This window comes from Pseudomonas sp. JZ134, assembly GCF_051027695.1.
GTDB classification, from domain to species: domain Bacteria; phylum Pseudomonadota; class Gammaproteobacteria; order Pseudomonadales; family Pseudomonadaceae; genus Chryseomonas; species Chryseomonas luteola.
In genome coordinates this window covers 434,351-448,844 of the sequence record NZ_CP069251.1, presented here as the reverse complement: position 1 = coordinate 448,844, position 14,494 = coordinate 434,351, and the positions used below count along the sequence as shown (strand labels likewise).

Genomic DNA, 14,494 nt, shown 5'->3' with positions numbered 1-14,494 from the left:
TAAATTGTGACGGCTATCACTCATAAATGGGGCGCGGTTGTTGTTGCTCCTTAAAACAAATAATGGAATTACGCAATAATACCAGCCCTATTAATGGTTTAAGAAAACTACCAAACCCATGCACATAACCAAGTAATCAGAGACGTAAAAACAAAAAGGCCACCATTAGGTGGCCTTTTCGCTAAACAGACGATTAGCGTTTGGTGCGGGTGGTAGGATCGACATCGTCCATATGATCGGTGCCACGCATGCCAGCCCGGGTTGCGACATTGTCATTTTCGATGTCTACATCGGTACGGCGTACTGTGTCACGAACCGTTTCGTTATGATGAGTCGTTTCCTTACCTACCATGACTTCTTCCACAACACGAGCGGTTTTCTCAACAACGGCTTCTTCTGCCGTTTCCTGGATCTCTACCGTTCCAGATTTGAAGGCAGAAAGATCGTCAGTGGAGACTGGGCGGTCGACAGGGCGACGTTCGATAACGGCATGCTGTTCGCTGAGGTTGACCGTTTCTTCAACGGGACGCTCACTCATACGTGATACCACTCGTACACGGCCCAGGCTGTTTTCACGTTTGCCGACCTTCAGCTCTTCTTCCATGACTGGAATGGCCGTGCGGTCAGTCGCTTCAGTAGGCGTCTGGTCAGCGAGGGTAGTGGACCATGCACCCAGTGTAGAAGCTGTGTTGGGGTAGTCACTCGATACCGGCCCGGTAGCGGCGCTGGTGCCCATGGTGGTCGCTGAAGAGCCGATCGCACCCTGGTTGCTCCAATTGGCGCTGCGCTCGTCGATATCAATTGCGCCATTGCGCTCCATGATTTCTTCAACGACACCTACTTGTGCGTCGTCATTGACGGTAACAGTCACTACAGTGGATCCACGGCGTACCGCTTCAGGATAGGTATCGGCGTAGCGGCTATTATGGGTGTCGCTGTCGCTGAAGATTGAGCGGAAGAAGCCGCCGATCTTGTCGGTCATCGATTCATCGTCGTGAGTACGGGTGTCGGACCGCATGGAAGTATCTGTCGTGCCGTCGAGCACGGGGGATTCGTTAGAGGCGGCCATGCGGATGTTCGTTTGGGATACGCCTTTGGACAAAAGCTCACGCTTAACCTGTTCTGCTTCGTTAACGTGGTCAAATGCTGCAACTAGAATGTGCTGTTTCATAAGGTCACCTTTCGTTCTCTTCGGCAGCTGTGCTGCGATTCGATTGGGCGGTGCAGACTGCGATTACCGCGCGGAACCGGAGTGATCTGACTCCGGATGAGAGTGGCTGCGTTCCACAGTCACGTTTTCGCGTTTCAATGTGACCGGCACGGTACGTTGTGCTTCACGAGTGACGCGTTGGACATGAAGTTCTTCCTTCAACATCAAGCGTTTTTCAACAACCAGAACTTCTTCGAAAACAGGGATGATGGTGACATCACCGTCCTGTCGCACCTGTGGAAGGTGAGCGGGGTCGACTGGCGTGTCGAATTTAACCCGTTCGATAACCGTTTCCTCATACCGCAAGGCGTCAGAAACGGTGTATTCCTTAGACTCGACGGTCTTGTTGATCTGGACGCGGCCGGATTCGACAGTCTCTTTATGAAGCTCAGCACGCTCTTCAACGATAGGTATCGTTTCGGTTGCTTGCCTATCAGACTGGTCGTTGTTCATCCGTCTATCCTGCTGTTGATTTAGCTGGGTGTTTTCATGCCCTTCGTGAAAATGGAGTGAGTCACGAACGGTTCGTTCAGAGAAACTTACGAGCGGTAGGGCCGGTTCTAGACTGCTTGAGAGCTGTGTCTAAAACCAGAAGATTTACAGGAACGTAAGCGGTCTGTAGGAGTCGGCCCAATGCAACCGAGCAAGCGTAACGCGTAATGAGAGGAGGCGGACGCAGAAACGCCCGCCGACATGAAGAAAGGACCTAAGCGCTCAGATGACGCATCCATGCCAGGCCTTCAGATGTATTTCCACGGGGACGGTATTCACAACCGATCCAACCGGTGTATCCCAATTCATCAATCAGCTGGAACAGATAGGGATAATTGATTTCGCCGCTGTCTGGTTCGTGGCGGTCCGGTACGCCAGCAATCTGGATATGCCCAATACCTGCTATGTAACGACGTAGTTTTGCAGAGATATCTCCTTCTACGATTTGGCAGTGGTAGCAATCAAATTGGACCTTGAGGTTGGCAGCACCCACTTCTGAACAGATGGCCTGAGCCTCATCCTGCCGGTTCAGGAAGAAACCGGGCATATCACGCGTATTGATAGGCTCAATGACTACCGTCAGGCCACTCTTGGCCGCTTCCTGTGTCGCATAGGTGAGGTTTTGCAGGTATACCTCACGGTGTGTTGCGCGATCTGCGCCTGCCGGCAGCAGCCCGGCCATAACATGAAAGCGGTCATTACCCAGAGCGGCAGCATAGTCCAGCGCACGGGCGATGCTATCCCGAAATTCAGCTTCGCGGCCGGGGAGGGAGGCGAGACCGCGCTCCCCGGTCGCCCAATTCCCAGGCGGTGCGTTGAACAGCACCTGGACAAGTCCGTAGTCGTCGAGCCGTGCCTTGAGCTCGGCAGCTGGGTAGTCGTAAGGAAACAGGTACTCGACTGCCTTGAAGCCATCGGCCGCGGCCGCAGCAAAGCGGTCGAGAAAGTCGTGTTCGGGATATAGCATGCTCAGGTTTGCAGCGAAGCGGGGCATGGTCTCTCCTTCGAGTGTTCAGACAAAGGGCCAGAGCAACAGGGTCAAGATAAACCCCAGGGAGCCCAGCAGTGTGGTCAGTACGGTCCAGGTTCGCAGGCCGTCGCCCACGTTCAGCCCAGCCAGTTTAGTGAAGATCCAGTAGCCCGCATCGTTGATGTGAGACATGGCGAGCCCGCCTCCGCCCATGGCTATTGTCAACACCACTCAGGAAACAAGCGGCATTCCGTACGGCTCGCCTTGCCGTGAGCACCTGAAAGCCTGTCAATCTTGACGGCAGGCTCTCAAGTGGCCCGCTCCGACGTCCGTCGCCATTGACGGCTCAGCCATCGCCAGGCAATCCAGCCCAGACCCAGCATATAGGCGAGGCTGCCAGGCACCCACATGATGAGGCCTGCCAACTGTTGGTCAGGCAGGTCGCCTGATTCGTGGTAAAGCGTTTGGGTACTGAAGGTGAGAAGCGCGCCCAGTAATCCGGTATGCATGAGTGTGAGCAGAAGCGCAAGCAACGCCTGAGGAACACGCGCATGACTGGCATGCAGGCACGACCACCACAATAACCAACCGGTAAATAGAAAGCAGATGTGTTCGGTGACATGCCACCAGAGGTTATCCAGGGCGAGCTGGTAAGGTTTAGGGGCATGCCAGCCCCAGATCGCCAGCGCATGGAGCAGGGCTGCAGCCGTTGGATAGCGACCGGCCTTCAGGATAGGATGCCAGATGCGTCGGCCGCGTCCACGTAACGCAGCCTGCCACTGGGGCAGTGGTCTGGCAAGCGCCCACAGGGGCGCAACGATAATCATATAGAGCATATGCTGGACCATATGCATGGCTGTACTGGTTTCCGCCCAGCCATCGAACGGGCCAAACGTTGCCAGGGCTGCGACGACCATGCCGGCATGAAACCAGAGCGCCTCGCCTCGATGAGGCGGAACCCGGCGCTGCCCTATGTAATAGAGCCCCCACATGGCAGCCAGCAGTACAGCGCAGCCCCATATAGGTAGACGTTCGGTCAGATGACCCTCTAGTAACCCATGACCATAGGCCGAAGGTGCAATACCCAGCAGGATTATCAGGGCTAGAGGCATGGCGGCATCAACAGAATGGGAATACCCACAAACAGCGTGGCGATTGCGCTGACCAGGTGCAGTCCGGCGCCCAGCGTTGCCAGGAAGCGTTGCCGACGCGCCTCCTCGGAATCGCCGAGGCCAATAGCCTGCCAGCAGCGCCGCGCATTCCACAGCAAAAAAATCAGTGTGGCGAGCGTAAGCAAACCCAGCATGAGGTTTATACGATTGAGGGCACCAGCTTCTGCAGCGGGCGGCGCGATCTGGCAGGCTACTGTAAGCCCCCCGTAAATAGTAATAAACCACAAGCTCCAGACAACAAGGCCTGCAACCAACTGCAAGGGATGGGCTGGACGCATCAGTAAGGATTCCAGGTCAGGGGAAACAGCACCGTGGCGATGTAGCTGATGGTAACTACCGTTGTGGTATAAACCCACCACTGCAGCACGATCTTGGGCTCATAAGGTGCATTGATCCCGACATACCCCCAATGCACCCGCAAGGCCTGAAGTGCAGTAGCCAGGATACCTACCACGGCGTGGAGTAGGCTGTAACCCAGCATGGTCAGCAGCACGGCATCGTGGGTTGTTGCGGTAGGCTTCAAAGGCGCTTCAATGATTACCAAGACCAGCAGCAGCGTATGCACCAGGCCAAGCACAGTGATACCTGCCAGTTGAGGCCCTAGGTGCGTAATGTGCTTCTCCCTAAGCTGATTCACGACACGGCGCAGCCAGCCGGTGACGATGAATGCCGGCAGCAACGCGGCCAACATAAGTCCATGGTTGAGTGGGTTCTGCGAAGGAATCTGCCAATTGGGCGACACGCTCCACAGGTAGAACCAGCCGAACAATAGCGAGAGGTAAAGGGAGCCGTTGGAAATCAATGTGGTTCCCATGCCCCAGAGGCCCGGACCGTCAAACGTACGGGAGTGCAAGGGAGGCTCATCCGGCTGGGTATGCGCATCAGGCGCTGCCTTGGGATGAGCGCCGTTTTCCCAGCTCCAGCGCAGACAGATGATCAGCGCCGCCAGCGCACCCAGACCCGCTAACGTATAGGCACTGACTAACAGGCAGATGCACATCACAGCCAGTACAGCCGAAAGCACAAAGGGCCACATCGAATTGCCGGGTAGGTGAATCACATGGCGTACCCGTCCGGTAACCGGATCGACACCCCAAGTTTCCCGGCGACCATGACTACTGACCGAAAGGCCATATTCGCCATTGGCGATCGCTTCCGGCAGATGCGGCTGGTCCCACAAGGGATGGCGGGTCGTCACTTCCGGCAAGCTGATGAAGTTATAGGCAGTGGGTGGCAATTGCGTTGCCCATTCCAGCGTATCCGCCTTCCACGGATTCTCACCGGCCTTCTCGCCAAAGCGAAAATGCAGGAACAGGTCGAGCAGAAACGTCGCAACACCAAAGGCCATGATGAAGCCGCCAATCGAGGAGATCAGGTTGGGCAAATCCCAGCCCAGGCCGCTTTCATAGGTATAGACCCGCCGTGGCATACCCATAAGGCCCGTCCAGTGCATGATCAGAAAGGTCATGTTGAAGCCGATGAAAGTCAGCCAGAAGCCCCACCGCCCAAGCGTCATGGAGGGCATCCGGCCTGAGAAATGCGGTAGCCAGTAGTAGATGCCGGCCATTAGCGGGAAGAACATGCCGCCTACCAGCACATAATGGAAGTGGGCGACGACAAAGTAGGTGTCATGCACCTGCCAGTCGAACGGCACGAGAGAGAGCATCACGCCTGTTAGCCCACCTGCAACAAAGATGACGATAAACCCTACCAGCCAGAGCATGGGCAGCTCGAATCGAGGCTTACCCAGCCACAGGGTCGCAATCCAGGAAAACACCTGAATCCCTGTTGGCACTGCCACCAGCATGCTGGCCGCCGAAAAGAACAGTTGCGCCAGTTGGGGAATGCCGATGGTAAACATATGGTGTACCCATAGACCAAAGCTGATGAAACCAGTCGTTAGCACACCCAGTACAACCCAGCGGTAACCTACCAGCGGACGCCCGCAGAACACCGGGAGAATGGTCGAAACGATACCGGCGGCCGGTAAAAAGATGATGTAAACCTCAGGGTGGCCGAACAGCCAGAACAGATGCTGCCACAGCACAGGGTCGCCCCCGCGGGCCACATCGAAGAAGGGCAGATCGGCGGCACGGGAAATCTCCAGCATCAGGCTTGCCAGTATCATGGGCGGAAAGCCGATCAGGATCATCATGGCCACCACGAGCATGTACCAGGCGAAGATGGGCATCTGGTGTAGTCCCATGCCAGGGGCGCGCGCTCGAAGAATGGATACGACGATCTCGACGCCTGCCGAGATAGCGGAGATCTCGACAAAGGTAATTCCGATCAGCCAGAAGTCCGAGTTAAGTCCCGGTGAGTACACCCGGTCCGACAGGGGCGTGTACATGAACCAGCCGGCATTGGGAGCTACATCCAATAGCAGGCTCGACAGCAGGATCAATCCACCGAACAGGTAGCACCAGTAGCCAAGGGATGAAAGGCGTGGGAATAGCATATCGCGTGCGCCCAGCATCTTGGGTAGCAGGTAGATGGCGAGACCTTCCAGAATCGGTACGGCAAACAGAAACATCATGACCGTGCCGTGCATGGTGAAGACCTGGTTGTATTCGTCCGGTCCCAGAAATGTATTGCCCGGGATGGCCAGCTGGGTGCGAATCAGCATGGCCAGAAGCAGTCCAACCAGAAAGAAAAATAGGCCCGTCACCAAAAAACGCACCCCAATGGTGGTGTGGTTGACGATACTGAGTGCGCGCCAGCCACGGGGATTACCCCAGACCTGATCAAGATCCTGGTGAAGACGATCCTGTTCGGCCTGCTCACCGTGGGTATGGGTGGTCATGTCGCTCATGGGGTGAGAGTCTCCAGCCAGTCGGCAAGTACATCGAGTTCCGTATTCCCCAGGTGATCCAGCGGCGGCATACGGTTTTCCGGCTTGAGGGTCTGATGCTCTGAAAGCCAGCGGCGAATGGCGCCTGGTTCATTTTTGAGCACTCCGGCGCCCAGGTGGCTGCGGCTACCTACGTCGCCCAGATCCGGCCCTATCAGCAACGTTTCGCCTGTGATCCCTCCAAGCGGCGACTCAAGTCCGCTGACCTGATGACAGGCGGCACACTCGCGCTCAAAGAGGCCTCTGGCTTCGGGCTTTGGCGCAGGCGCCTGCCATTGCTGTCGCGCCTGGATCCAGGTTTCGAAATCCTCAGCTGTCTGGACCTCGCTGTAGAGAATCATGTGGGTGTGCTGCATGCCGCAGAATTCGCTGCATTGCCCGCGGTGTGTCGCTGGTCGGTCCGCTTCCAGACGGATGACGTTTGTGCGGCCGGGAATCATGTCGATCTTGCCGCCCAGGCGCGGAATCCAGAAGGAGTGGATCACGTCCGCGCTGCTGACGTGAATATCCAGCGGGCGACCGGCCGGAAGGTTCATCTGGTTGGCCGTTACCACGCCGCTTTCGGGATAGCGCACTTCCCACCACCACTGATGACCGATCACCTCAACTTTGAGCGGCTGTACGCCTTCCACTGGCAGCGGCAGCATGCGTTTACCCTGAGGAATGCCAAAGCTGAGCAATAGCACGATACTGACGCAAGGCAGCACAATGCCTCCCCAGACAATCCAGCGGCGGTTGTAGCGCGCAACCTTTTCCTCCGGTACAGCTGCCGGCGGGCGACGCATTCCGATCAACCAGAGCGCTACTACACCTATCAGGACGACGGCGGAGAAACCAAACATGGCCCACCAGGTCCAGGCGACGGCCCGGGCTGCTGGGCCATAGGGGTCGAGCATGGACTGTGTACCGCTACAGCCGCTTACCAAGGGAACTGTCAGTCCCCATGCGGTCCATTTAAAGGTCTGCCATCGACTGGAGAGTCCTGCATGCCTGCGACCGACAACATCGAAAGCCGCGCCGCCGTAGCGGGCCACCCGATTCATCCCATGCTGATTCACTTTCCCGTCGCGGCACTGATCGCACTGGTGGGTGCCGATTTCGGCTTCTGGTGGACGGGTGATGAGTTCTGGGCACGAGCCGGACTGTGGTTGGCAGGTGTAGGGGCTGCGGGTGGTTGGGTAGCCAGTATCGCCGGACTGATCGACATTACTACCGTGGCGGATATACGCCGACGTATTACAGCATGGTGTCATGCCATTCTGGCCGTAATGATGTTGTCCCTGGCTTCGCTCAACTGGATGGTGCGGTATCAGGGGGGTGAAGAGCTCGTGCTCTGGAGCTTTTACCTGACCGGCGTTACCGCTGTACTGATTTCCCTTGCCAGCTATCTGGGAGGCCGTCTGGTCTACGAGCATGCGGTTGGGGTGGACGTGGAAAGCTGATCGGTTAGTCATGCGCCGCTCCAACCTGGCTTGGCCAGGACAAGATACAGCGTGCCCCCGATAGCCAGACTGAGCGCAACCGCCAGGCCTATGCTCCATGCCCGTATGGTCCTGGGCGCCAGGTTATCGCTTTTCAGAATCAGCGCACCACATAAGGCGTGACCTACTACCATGACGGCTACCAGGCTGAGCTTCAGGATCAACCAGGGATCGAAAAGGCTGTGACGGATGAACAGAAGTGTTCCGCTGATAATCGCTACCAACGCACAAGGGGTGGCAATGAGCGTGAATACATAGCGCAGCAGCTCAGGCCTTAGCAGCTGTAGGGCCGGAACGGGAGCGTCTAGCTCTGAAGTAATGTCGCCTGTACCAGACCGATAAGGTCTGTCGGCCTTGTGTATGTCATGAACCTGGGCCATCAACAGGCCCGGTAGATAGAGCAGGCTGCCGCACCACCCAATCAATCCCAGAAAATGCAGCAGCTTCAACAACGGCATAAGTCGTCCTAATGATCCAGATACATGCTGGCCTACGGCCGGTCCTTGGGGTCCGACCCCATGAGGTTTGCAGATGTTCGGATCAGGGCGTAGCGGGTTGTAACATGAATTGTATGGATCGGTTCAGGCGATTCCTCACCCATGGCTACAGTACCCAGCCTGTCCGGGAAGGAAAAGAGAATCCATCATGAGGCCATGGCCTTCGCCTGAATGGGTTTCTGGCTTTTCAGGCAAGGTTTCTGCGCGTAGAGCAAAGCCCGCCAGCGCGGGCCTTACATTAAAGAAAGCGACAGCTTTTTATGCTGTCGCCAGGCGCATCTCCATATCCTCTGGAGCACGATTGGGTGGCCGGATAGTCGCGTGCCCCTGGCTGGCCCGGTGGTGTTGGGCAGCCTGGTAAAGCAGTCGGGAGCCCTGGAGGGAGAACCTTGATTCAGTGCTCGCCTACGCGTTCAAGGTCGTCGGCGATCAGGGAGATAAGTGCATTCTGCTGTCGACCGGAAAGCTGGCGGAAGCGCTGGAGCAGTTCCCGTTCGTGCAGACTCAGGGTCGGGCTGTCCATGCGCATGTCGGGATCAGCTTCCAGAAGGCCGTCCTGCACCAGACTATGCTCCAGGTACGAGATGATTTCGGAGTTCATGCTGCGGTGGTGGTTGCGAGCAACCTCTGCAATACGCTCACGCATGCCTTCAGGCAGCCGGAGGACGAATTTTTCGGCGGTACGGGTCGAGTAGGATCGAATGGCTTGTGGCATGAGTCTATTCAGCTCCGTGCTGGGGTAGGGACAAACAGCTGTGCAGTGAACCGCTCCAGCCAGGTTTCGACACGGCCCGGCAGCTTGTGGCTATCGAGCCGTGAAACACTTAGATGATCGACAGCAACAACCGGCCGGCGAAGAACACCAGCACTAGCCCCATCGTACGTTCGAACCAGTGCCCCATGCGCAGGAACAGTTGTCGCACACGAGGGCTCGAAAACAGAAAGCTGACGATCATGAACCAGGCTGCGTTCACACAACACATCCACAAGCCATACAGCGCCTGGATTTTCATTGGGGTTTGTGCGCTCACCACGGTAGTAAAGATCGCCAGAAAAAACAGGGTTGCCTTGGGATTGGTAGCATTGGTGAGGAACCCAATACGGAATGCCTTGCCAATGGTTTGCTCATCCATAGCCACCGTGCCGCCTTGCACTTCATCCAATGCTTGGGTCGGCTTGCTTTTGAGCAGGCTGATGCCTAGATAAAGGATGTAGGCGCCCCCAACCACTTTTGCAACACTGAGCAGCCAGGGAGTGGCGTGCATCAGGGCACCGATGCCCAGCAGCGTATAGAGCACATGTACCGAAATGCCTGCTCCGATGCCCAACGCCGTAAACAGCCCGACCAGACGTCCGTAGCGAACGCTCTGGCGTACCGTGATGGCAAAATCGGGTCCTGGTGCGACCACCGCCAGAAAATGGATGATCGCAAGGCTTAAAAATTCGGTGAAGTAAGAGGACGTCAATTTCAACTCCAGAAGGTCAACGGACTGCCAGCGCCTCGGTATCCAACAAAACACGACAGGCTGAGGCGTAAATGGTCCGAACCGGGAGTGACCGCATGCATCTTTCTTGAGTTGAAGAGAATGAGGTCACCCGGCTCCGGTCGGATTTCAACATCGGGTGGTCCCAGCAGGGTGGGGTCTATCCCATAGCTTGTGCCACGCAGGGCGTCGAACTGATCGGGCGTAAGCTCGGTTCGCCAGAGCTGCAGGGCGCCGCCCTCGCTTGGCATGTTCAGGTAAACGTTGCAGGCCATCTGGGCCTCAAGGCTCATGGCCTCGGTGCTCTGCGGAGCATCCTTGGCAAAGATGTCGTGATGGGCAAGGAAGCGAACGCCCGGTTTGACGACGCGGGAAAGCCCTACATACATCTTGCGTCCATACAGGATTTGCAGCCGGGCGCCCGCAGGCCAGACTTCATCGAGCGTGCAGCGCAGCAGATCGATAGGGGACAGATACGGCTGGCAACGCCGTCGCAGTTCTTCGATGTTTTCGTAGACGCTTTCAAAATAGTCCGCCAGCCGGGGCGGCTGATTTTCAGCCTCGTAAAAGGCCATGCCGATACGGCCGATACTGGGTGCGTTAAGGTAGCTTTCGAAACCCTGTCCGAGAATTTGCTGAGCTATCTTCGACGCCAGTTCCTGAGGAATGAACTGCCTGACGTGGATCGCCATGACCTCTTCGTTAGCGAGAGCGTTGATGGACGACGTCTCGAGACGCTGCTTTTCAAGCATCATGAGCAGGTTCCTTGGGTGATAGGGTGACTTCCTGGTGTGCTCGTATGGTTGTTACACGCCGCAGACCCTGACCATTGTGTGATCACGTCATGGGGAAGTCACATCGTAATGAACGGAGAGTTTTCCTTTCTTTTCCTTGAGCAGGAGATCCTTCAGTCCGTTAAGCTCCCGCGAGGAGCGAACATGCGTGCCGCCACAGCCGTAAGGCGTAAAATCGCCAAAGCCAACTCTACGCTGGCCTTCGCCATCGAGGGTGATGCTGACCGGTAGATCCTGTTGCACGTACTGGTCGAAATAGGATTCCAGCTGCTCTGCATCCAGAGGCCGAGCCTCCTGACCAGGCATGAATTCAATACGGCCTTCTCCTGGCCAATGGTGTGCCTTGACGGGTCGCCAGCCAAACGCCTCTCCGATATGACCGATCAGATGACCGGCCGAGTGCAAGTGTGTATGCAGTCGACGTCGGTTCTCATCGACACGGGCTTGCACGGAGCCCAGTGTTACAGGCTCTCGTGTGTAGTGGACGATACGCTCGCCGTCCTGTTTGATCATGACGACCTCTGTGTCGCCCAGCCAGCCGGTATCGCTGGGTTGCCCGCCGCCCTGGGGATGGAAGGGCGTGGCGGCCAACTCCACCGCATAGAGATCTTCCCAAGGGGCACAGGCGGTAACTTCAACCTCCATGACCAGAATGTCACTCGAATAATACAGACGCTGAGTCATGTCTAAAGCCCTTTGCAAAGCAGATGCCTGCCCCATTCTAGGGAAGGGGTGATATTGTGATAATCCGCCTGCATTCCAAAGGACTTTTGCGCGGTGAGCACAAATCTATCAATCATGCTAATGGGCGAGATGGTTGTTTTCGTCAAGGTCGTCGAAACTGGAAGCTTCTCCGAGGCTGCACGTCAGCTGGGCACGACACCGTCCTCCACCAGCCGAAGTGTAGCTCGGCTTGAAAAGGCCCTGGCGACACGCCTGCTCAACCGGACGACACGCAAGCTTCGTCTGAGCGAAAGCGGAGAAGAGGTCTATCGGCGCTGTGTCGACATGGTGAACGCTGCGCGCGCCGTCATGGAGGTCAGCGGGCAGTTCAGCCAGACGCCAGAGGGTGTTATCCGCCTGAGTGTGCCGAAGGCAGTAGGGCGATTTCTGATTCATCCGCACCTGCCCGAATTTTTGCGGCTCTACCCGCATGTGGATGTGCAGATGAATCTGAGCGACCACTATGTTGATCTCATCGATGGTGATGTGGACCTGGCTATCCGCATTACCGATCAGCCACCGCCCGGTCTGATGGGGCGAGAACTGGTGCAGATCGACCATCTACTGGCGGCGACACCCCATTATCTGGCAGAGCATGGCACGCCGGAGCACCCTCGGGAGCTGACAACGCACAGCTGCATTTACCTTGGGCAGGAGCCGGCCGATTCACGTTGGCGGTTCAGAAAAGGCAACAAGAGCGTGAGCGTCAACGTTCGCGGCCGTTATGCCGCCAATCATACTGGTGCGCGACTGGACGCTGTGCTGCACCATATCGGTATCGGCAGTCTTCCCTATTTCACTGCGCGCTACGCCTTACGCAAGGGTCTGATTGTTCAAGTGCTGCCTGAGTGGTCATTCCAGACGCAATACTGCGGAGGAGCCTGGCTGCTCTATCCAGCAACCAGGCACCTGCAACCCAAGCTCAAGGTGTTTATCGACTTTCTGGTCGAACGACTGAGTCAGGAGCCAACCCTCCATGACGATCCGGAGATCGGCATGGCAGTAACCCAGTACCGGGAATACGAGATGCCAGAGGCAGGCGGCGACTGGTAGCGCCGCCTGGAGGGCTCAATAGCCGATTGCGGCGCCTGCGGGACGGCGTACATCGTTGGAGCCGTAAAGAAAGCCTTCCCGCACCCGCCCGGATACTGCCGAGTCGTTGCCGGAGTCATCTGCCGTGACGCCAGGCGCACCCGGCAGGCCCACCATGATCAGCTCGGCTGCGCCCCATGGCGTTTGCTGCACCATGGTATAGCCCATGTCCTGCAAGAGCTTGAGGCTGTCGGCTGATACACCGCGTTGCTCGTAATACACCTCATCCGGCATCCATTGATGATGAATTCGTGGCGCATCGACTGCTTCCTGAGGCGGCATTCCGTGATCAATGACGTTAAGGGCGGTCTGCAACGTGATGGAGATGATGCGCGAACCACCGGGTGAGCCCAGGACCATGAAGGTTTTGCCATCTTTGTTGATCAGGGTGGGCGTCATCGACGACAGCGGCCGCTTGCCAGGAGCTATCGCATTGGCTGTGCCTTGAACAAGACCATACAGGTTCTGCTCACCCACCTTCACGGTAAAATCATCCATCTCATTATTCAAAAAGAACCCAGTTCCGGGCGCAATAACGACTGATCCGAATCGGCCATTGATGGTATAGGTCGTGGAAACGGCATTTCCGTGTTCATCCATGATGGAATAGTGCGTGGTCTCTGGCTTTTCTCGTGTTTCCATGCCTGGAATGACCTGCGCCGACGGGGTGGCCTTGTTGGGAATAATCCGGTTGCGTACCTGGGCGGCGTAGTCCTTGCTGGTGAGCTGCTCGATGGGGTTATCGACAAAGGCCGGATCGCCCAGGGACGTGTTGCGGTCCAGATAGGCCTGCCGCATGGCTTCGGTCAGGGTATGGATATAATCCGCCGAATTGAAGCCCATGCTTTTCAGGTCATAACCTTCAAGAATATTGAGGGTTTCGCACAAGGTCACACCTCCCGAGCTGGGCGGTGGGGCAGACACAAAGGTGTAGCCTCGGTAGGTACAGGTAAGCGGTGCGGTTTCGTTGATGGTGTAACGCGCAAAATCCTCTGCCGTCAGGATGCCGCCCCCTGCCTTGGCCGCCTTTTCGACAGCCTGGGGAATGCGTCCCTGGTAGAAGGCGTTCGGTCCCTCTTTGGCGATGGCAGCGAGGGTGTTGGCAAGGTCGGTCTGTATCAGACGGTCACCCGGCTGAAGTGGAGAGCCGTCCTTGCGCAGGAAAAGTCGTGCGGCTTCCGGATCATGCTTGAAGCGTTCAACGGTAGTGTCGAGGATATCGGTATCCGCCCGGGTCAATACAAAGCCTTCCCGTGCCAGCCGGATCGCCGGCGCCATGACCTGCTCTCGGGTTAGCTTGCCGTACCGCTGGTGAGCGGTGTCCAGGCCCAATACCGTACCGGGCACGCCAGCGGCCAGATAGCCATATAGGCTGGCGTCTTTACGGACCTTGCCGTTGCTATCGAGATACATATCTGCACTGGCGGCAGCAGGCGCCTTTTCGCGAAAGTCGATAAAGGTATCTTTGCCATCCGCCAAGTGGATTGTCATGAAGCCACCGCCACCGATATTGCCGCAACAGGGATTGACCACGGCCTGCGCATAACCGACAGCAACGGCGGCGTCGATGGCGTTACCCCCTTTCTTGAGAATATCCACGCCTACCTGGGAAGCCAGCTGTTGCGACGAGACGACCATTCCATGCCTGGCCTCCACGGCAGGGCTTGAGGCCGCAAACGTAAGTGCAGGTGACAGAAGCATGGAGATGGAAAGTGATACCGCTGCAGC

General features: G+C 57.0%; 15 protein-coding genes and 1 pseudogene. 2 read left to right on the top strand and 14 right to left on the bottom strand.

All coding sequences use genetic code 11. The features are described 5' to 3' along the window. Window positions 1-193: 193 nt before the first annotated feature. The 8 genes and pseudogenes from JQR86_RS21485 to coxB form a co-directional block, all read right to left on the bottom strand. On the bottom strand, window positions 194-1,171 hold the full coding sequence (locus JQR86_RS21485) for a YsnF/AvaK domain-containing protein (RefSeq protein WP_434154991.1): 978 nt from the start codon (window positions 1,169-1,171) through the stop codon (window positions 194-196). Window positions 1,172-1,234: 63 nt separating this feature from the next. Continuing rightward, complete coding sequence (locus tag JQR86_RS21480; RefSeq protein ID WP_407363442.1) at window positions 1,235-1,663, bottom strand: YsnF/AvaK domain-containing protein; 429 nt, start codon at window positions 1,661-1,663, stop codon at window positions 1,235-1,237. Window positions 1,664-1,916: 253 nt separating this feature from the next. Next, the gene (otnI, locus tag JQR86_RS21475) at window positions 1,917-2,696 is read right to left on the bottom strand and encodes a 2-oxo-tetronate isomerase (RefSeq protein ID WP_286788527.1); all 780 of its coding nucleotides are present in this window, start codon (window positions 2,694-2,696) and stop codon (window positions 1,917-1,919) included. An 18-nt stretch (window positions 2,697-2,714) separates the two neighbouring features. Then, window positions 2,715-2,900: pseudogene (locus tag JQR86_RS21470) on the bottom strand (transporter); the annotation flags it as partial. An 80-nt stretch (window positions 2,901-2,980) separates the two neighbouring features. Next, entirely contained in the window at window positions 2,981-3,784 is an 804-nt protein-coding gene (locus JQR86_RS21465) for a cytochrome c oxidase assembly protein (RefSeq protein ID WP_434154990.1), read from the bottom strand. Further along, window positions 3,775-4,122 carry a hypothetical protein gene (locus tag JQR86_RS21460; protein WP_434154988.1) on the bottom strand — a complete coding sequence of 116 codons (348 nt, stop codon included), beginning with the start codon at window positions 4,120-4,122 and terminating at the stop codon, window positions 3,775-3,777. The genes JQR86_RS21465 and JQR86_RS21460 overlap by 10 nt, the downstream gene beginning before the upstream one ends. Further along, on the bottom strand, window positions 4,122-6,647 hold the full coding sequence (gene ctaD / locus JQR86_RS21455; RefSeq protein ID WP_434155474.1) for a cytochrome c oxidase subunit I: 2,526 nt from the start codon (window positions 6,645-6,647) through the stop codon (window positions 4,122-4,124). Before ctaD ends, JQR86_RS21460 begins: the two co-directional genes overlap by 1 nt. Before the next feature lie 5 nt (window positions 6,648-6,652). Further along, window positions 6,653-7,591 carry a cytochrome c oxidase subunit II gene (gene coxB / locus JQR86_RS21450; protein WP_286788525.1) on the bottom strand — a complete coding sequence of 313 codons (939 nt, stop codon included), beginning with the start codon at window positions 7,589-7,591 and terminating at the stop codon, window positions 6,653-6,655. Window positions 7,592-7,681: 90 nt separating this feature from the next. Here coxB and JQR86_RS21445 point away from each other — a divergent pair, with 90 nt between their 5' ends. Next, on the top strand, window positions 7,682-8,137 hold the full coding sequence (locus JQR86_RS21445) for a DUF2231 domain-containing protein (RefSeq protein WP_010798508.1): 456 nt from the start codon (window positions 7,682-7,684) through the stop codon (window positions 8,135-8,137). Window positions 8,138-8,145: 8 nt separating this feature from the next. Here JQR86_RS21445 and JQR86_RS21440 read toward each other — a convergent pair whose 3' ends face one another. From JQR86_RS21440 to JQR86_RS21420, 5 genes are all read right to left on the bottom strand, one after another. Then, complete coding sequence (locus JQR86_RS21440) at window positions 8,146-8,634, bottom strand: hypothetical protein (RefSeq protein WP_010798507.1); 489 nt, start codon at window positions 8,632-8,634, stop codon at window positions 8,146-8,148. 433 nt (window positions 8,635-9,067) lie between these two features. Next, the gene (locus JQR86_RS21435) at window positions 9,068-9,388 is read right to left on the bottom strand and encodes an Arc family DNA-binding protein (protein WP_010798506.1); all 321 of its coding nucleotides are present in this window, start codon (window positions 9,386-9,388) and stop codon (window positions 9,068-9,070) included. Between the two features lie 109 nt (window positions 9,389-9,497). Then, window positions 9,498-10,139 (bottom strand): LysE family translocator, encoded by a 642-nt coding sequence (locus JQR86_RS21430; protein WP_407363439.1) that lies wholly within the window; start codon window positions 10,137-10,139, stop codon window positions 9,498-9,500. 2 nt (window positions 10,140-10,141) lie between these two features. Beyond that, window positions 10,142-10,912, bottom strand: a complete 771-nt coding sequence (locus JQR86_RS21425; RefSeq protein ID WP_434154986.1) for a 2OG-Fe(II)-dependent halogenase WelO5 family protein — start codon at window positions 10,910-10,912, stop codon at window positions 10,142-10,144. Window positions 10,913-10,999: 87 nt separating this feature from the next. Then, on the bottom strand, window positions 11,000-11,635 hold the full coding sequence (locus tag JQR86_RS21420) for an alanyl-tRNA editing protein (RefSeq protein ID WP_404628645.1): 636 nt from the start codon (window positions 11,633-11,635) through the stop codon (window positions 11,000-11,002). A gap of 93 nt (window positions 11,636-11,728) precedes the next feature. Between JQR86_RS21420 and JQR86_RS21415 the strand changes: the two genes are divergently transcribed. Then, on the top strand, window positions 11,729-12,727 hold the full coding sequence (locus JQR86_RS21415) for a LysR family transcriptional regulator (protein WP_026004127.1): 999 nt from the start codon (window positions 11,729-11,731) through the stop codon (window positions 12,725-12,727). A gap of 15 nt (window positions 12,728-12,742) precedes the next feature. Here JQR86_RS21415 and ggt read toward each other — a convergent pair whose 3' ends face one another. Continuing rightward, window positions 12,743-14,467, bottom strand: coding sequence for a gamma-glutamyltransferase (gene ggt, locus JQR86_RS21410; protein ID WP_434155472.1), 1,725 nt, complete (start codon window positions 14,465-14,467; stop codon window positions 12,743-12,745). Window positions 14,468-14,494: the final 27 nt, after the last annotated feature.

Excerpts from the sequence above, each read along its gene's own strand:
- JQR86_RS21485 (WP_434154991.1), bottom strand. The coding sequence starts at position 1,171 with ATGAAACAGCACATTCTAGTTGCAGCATTTGACCACGTTAACGAAGCA.
- JQR86_RS21480 (WP_407363442.1), bottom strand. The coding sequence starts at position 1,663 with ATGAACAACGACCAGTCTGATAGGCAAGCAACCGAAACGATACCTATC.
- otnI (WP_286788527.1), bottom strand. The coding sequence starts at position 2,696 with ATGCCCCGCTTCGCTGCAAACCTGAGCATGCTATATCCCGAACACGAC.
- JQR86_RS21465 (WP_434154990.1), bottom strand. The coding sequence starts at position 3,784 with ATGCCTCTAGCCCTGATAATCCTGCTGGGTATTGCACCTTCGGCCTAT.
- JQR86_RS21460 (WP_434154988.1), bottom strand. The coding sequence starts at position 4,122 with ATGCGTCCAGCCCATCCCTTGCAGTTGGTTGCAGGCCTTGTTGTCTGG.
- ctaD (WP_434155474.1), bottom strand. The coding sequence starts at position 6,647 with ATGACCACCCATACCCACGGTGAGCAGGCCGAACAGGATCGTCTTCAC.
- coxB (WP_286788525.1), bottom strand. The coding sequence starts at position 7,591 with ATGCTCGACCCCTATGGCCCAGCAGCCCGGGCCGTCGCCTGGACCTGG.
- JQR86_RS21445 (WP_010798508.1), top strand. The coding sequence starts at position 7,682 with ATGCCTGCGACCGACAACATCGAAAGCCGCGCCGCCGTAGCGGGCCAC.
- JQR86_RS21440 (WP_010798507.1), bottom strand. The coding sequence starts at position 8,634 with ATGCCGTTGTTGAAGCTGCTGCATTTTCTGGGATTGATTGGGTGGTGC.
- JQR86_RS21435 (WP_010798506.1), bottom strand. The coding sequence starts at position 9,388 with ATGCCACAAGCCATTCGATCCTACTCGACCCGTACCGCCGAAAAATTC.
- JQR86_RS21425 (WP_434154986.1), bottom strand. The coding sequence starts at position 10,912 with ATGATGCTTGAAAAGCAGCGTCTCGAGACGTCGTCCATCAACGCTCTC.
- JQR86_RS21420 (WP_404628645.1), bottom strand. The coding sequence starts at position 11,635 with ATGACTCAGCGTCTGTATTATTCGAGTGACATTCTGGTCATGGAGGTT.
- ggt (WP_434155472.1), bottom strand. The coding sequence starts at position 14,467 with ATGCTTCTGTCACCTGCACTTACGTTTGCGGCCTCAAGCCCTGCCGTG.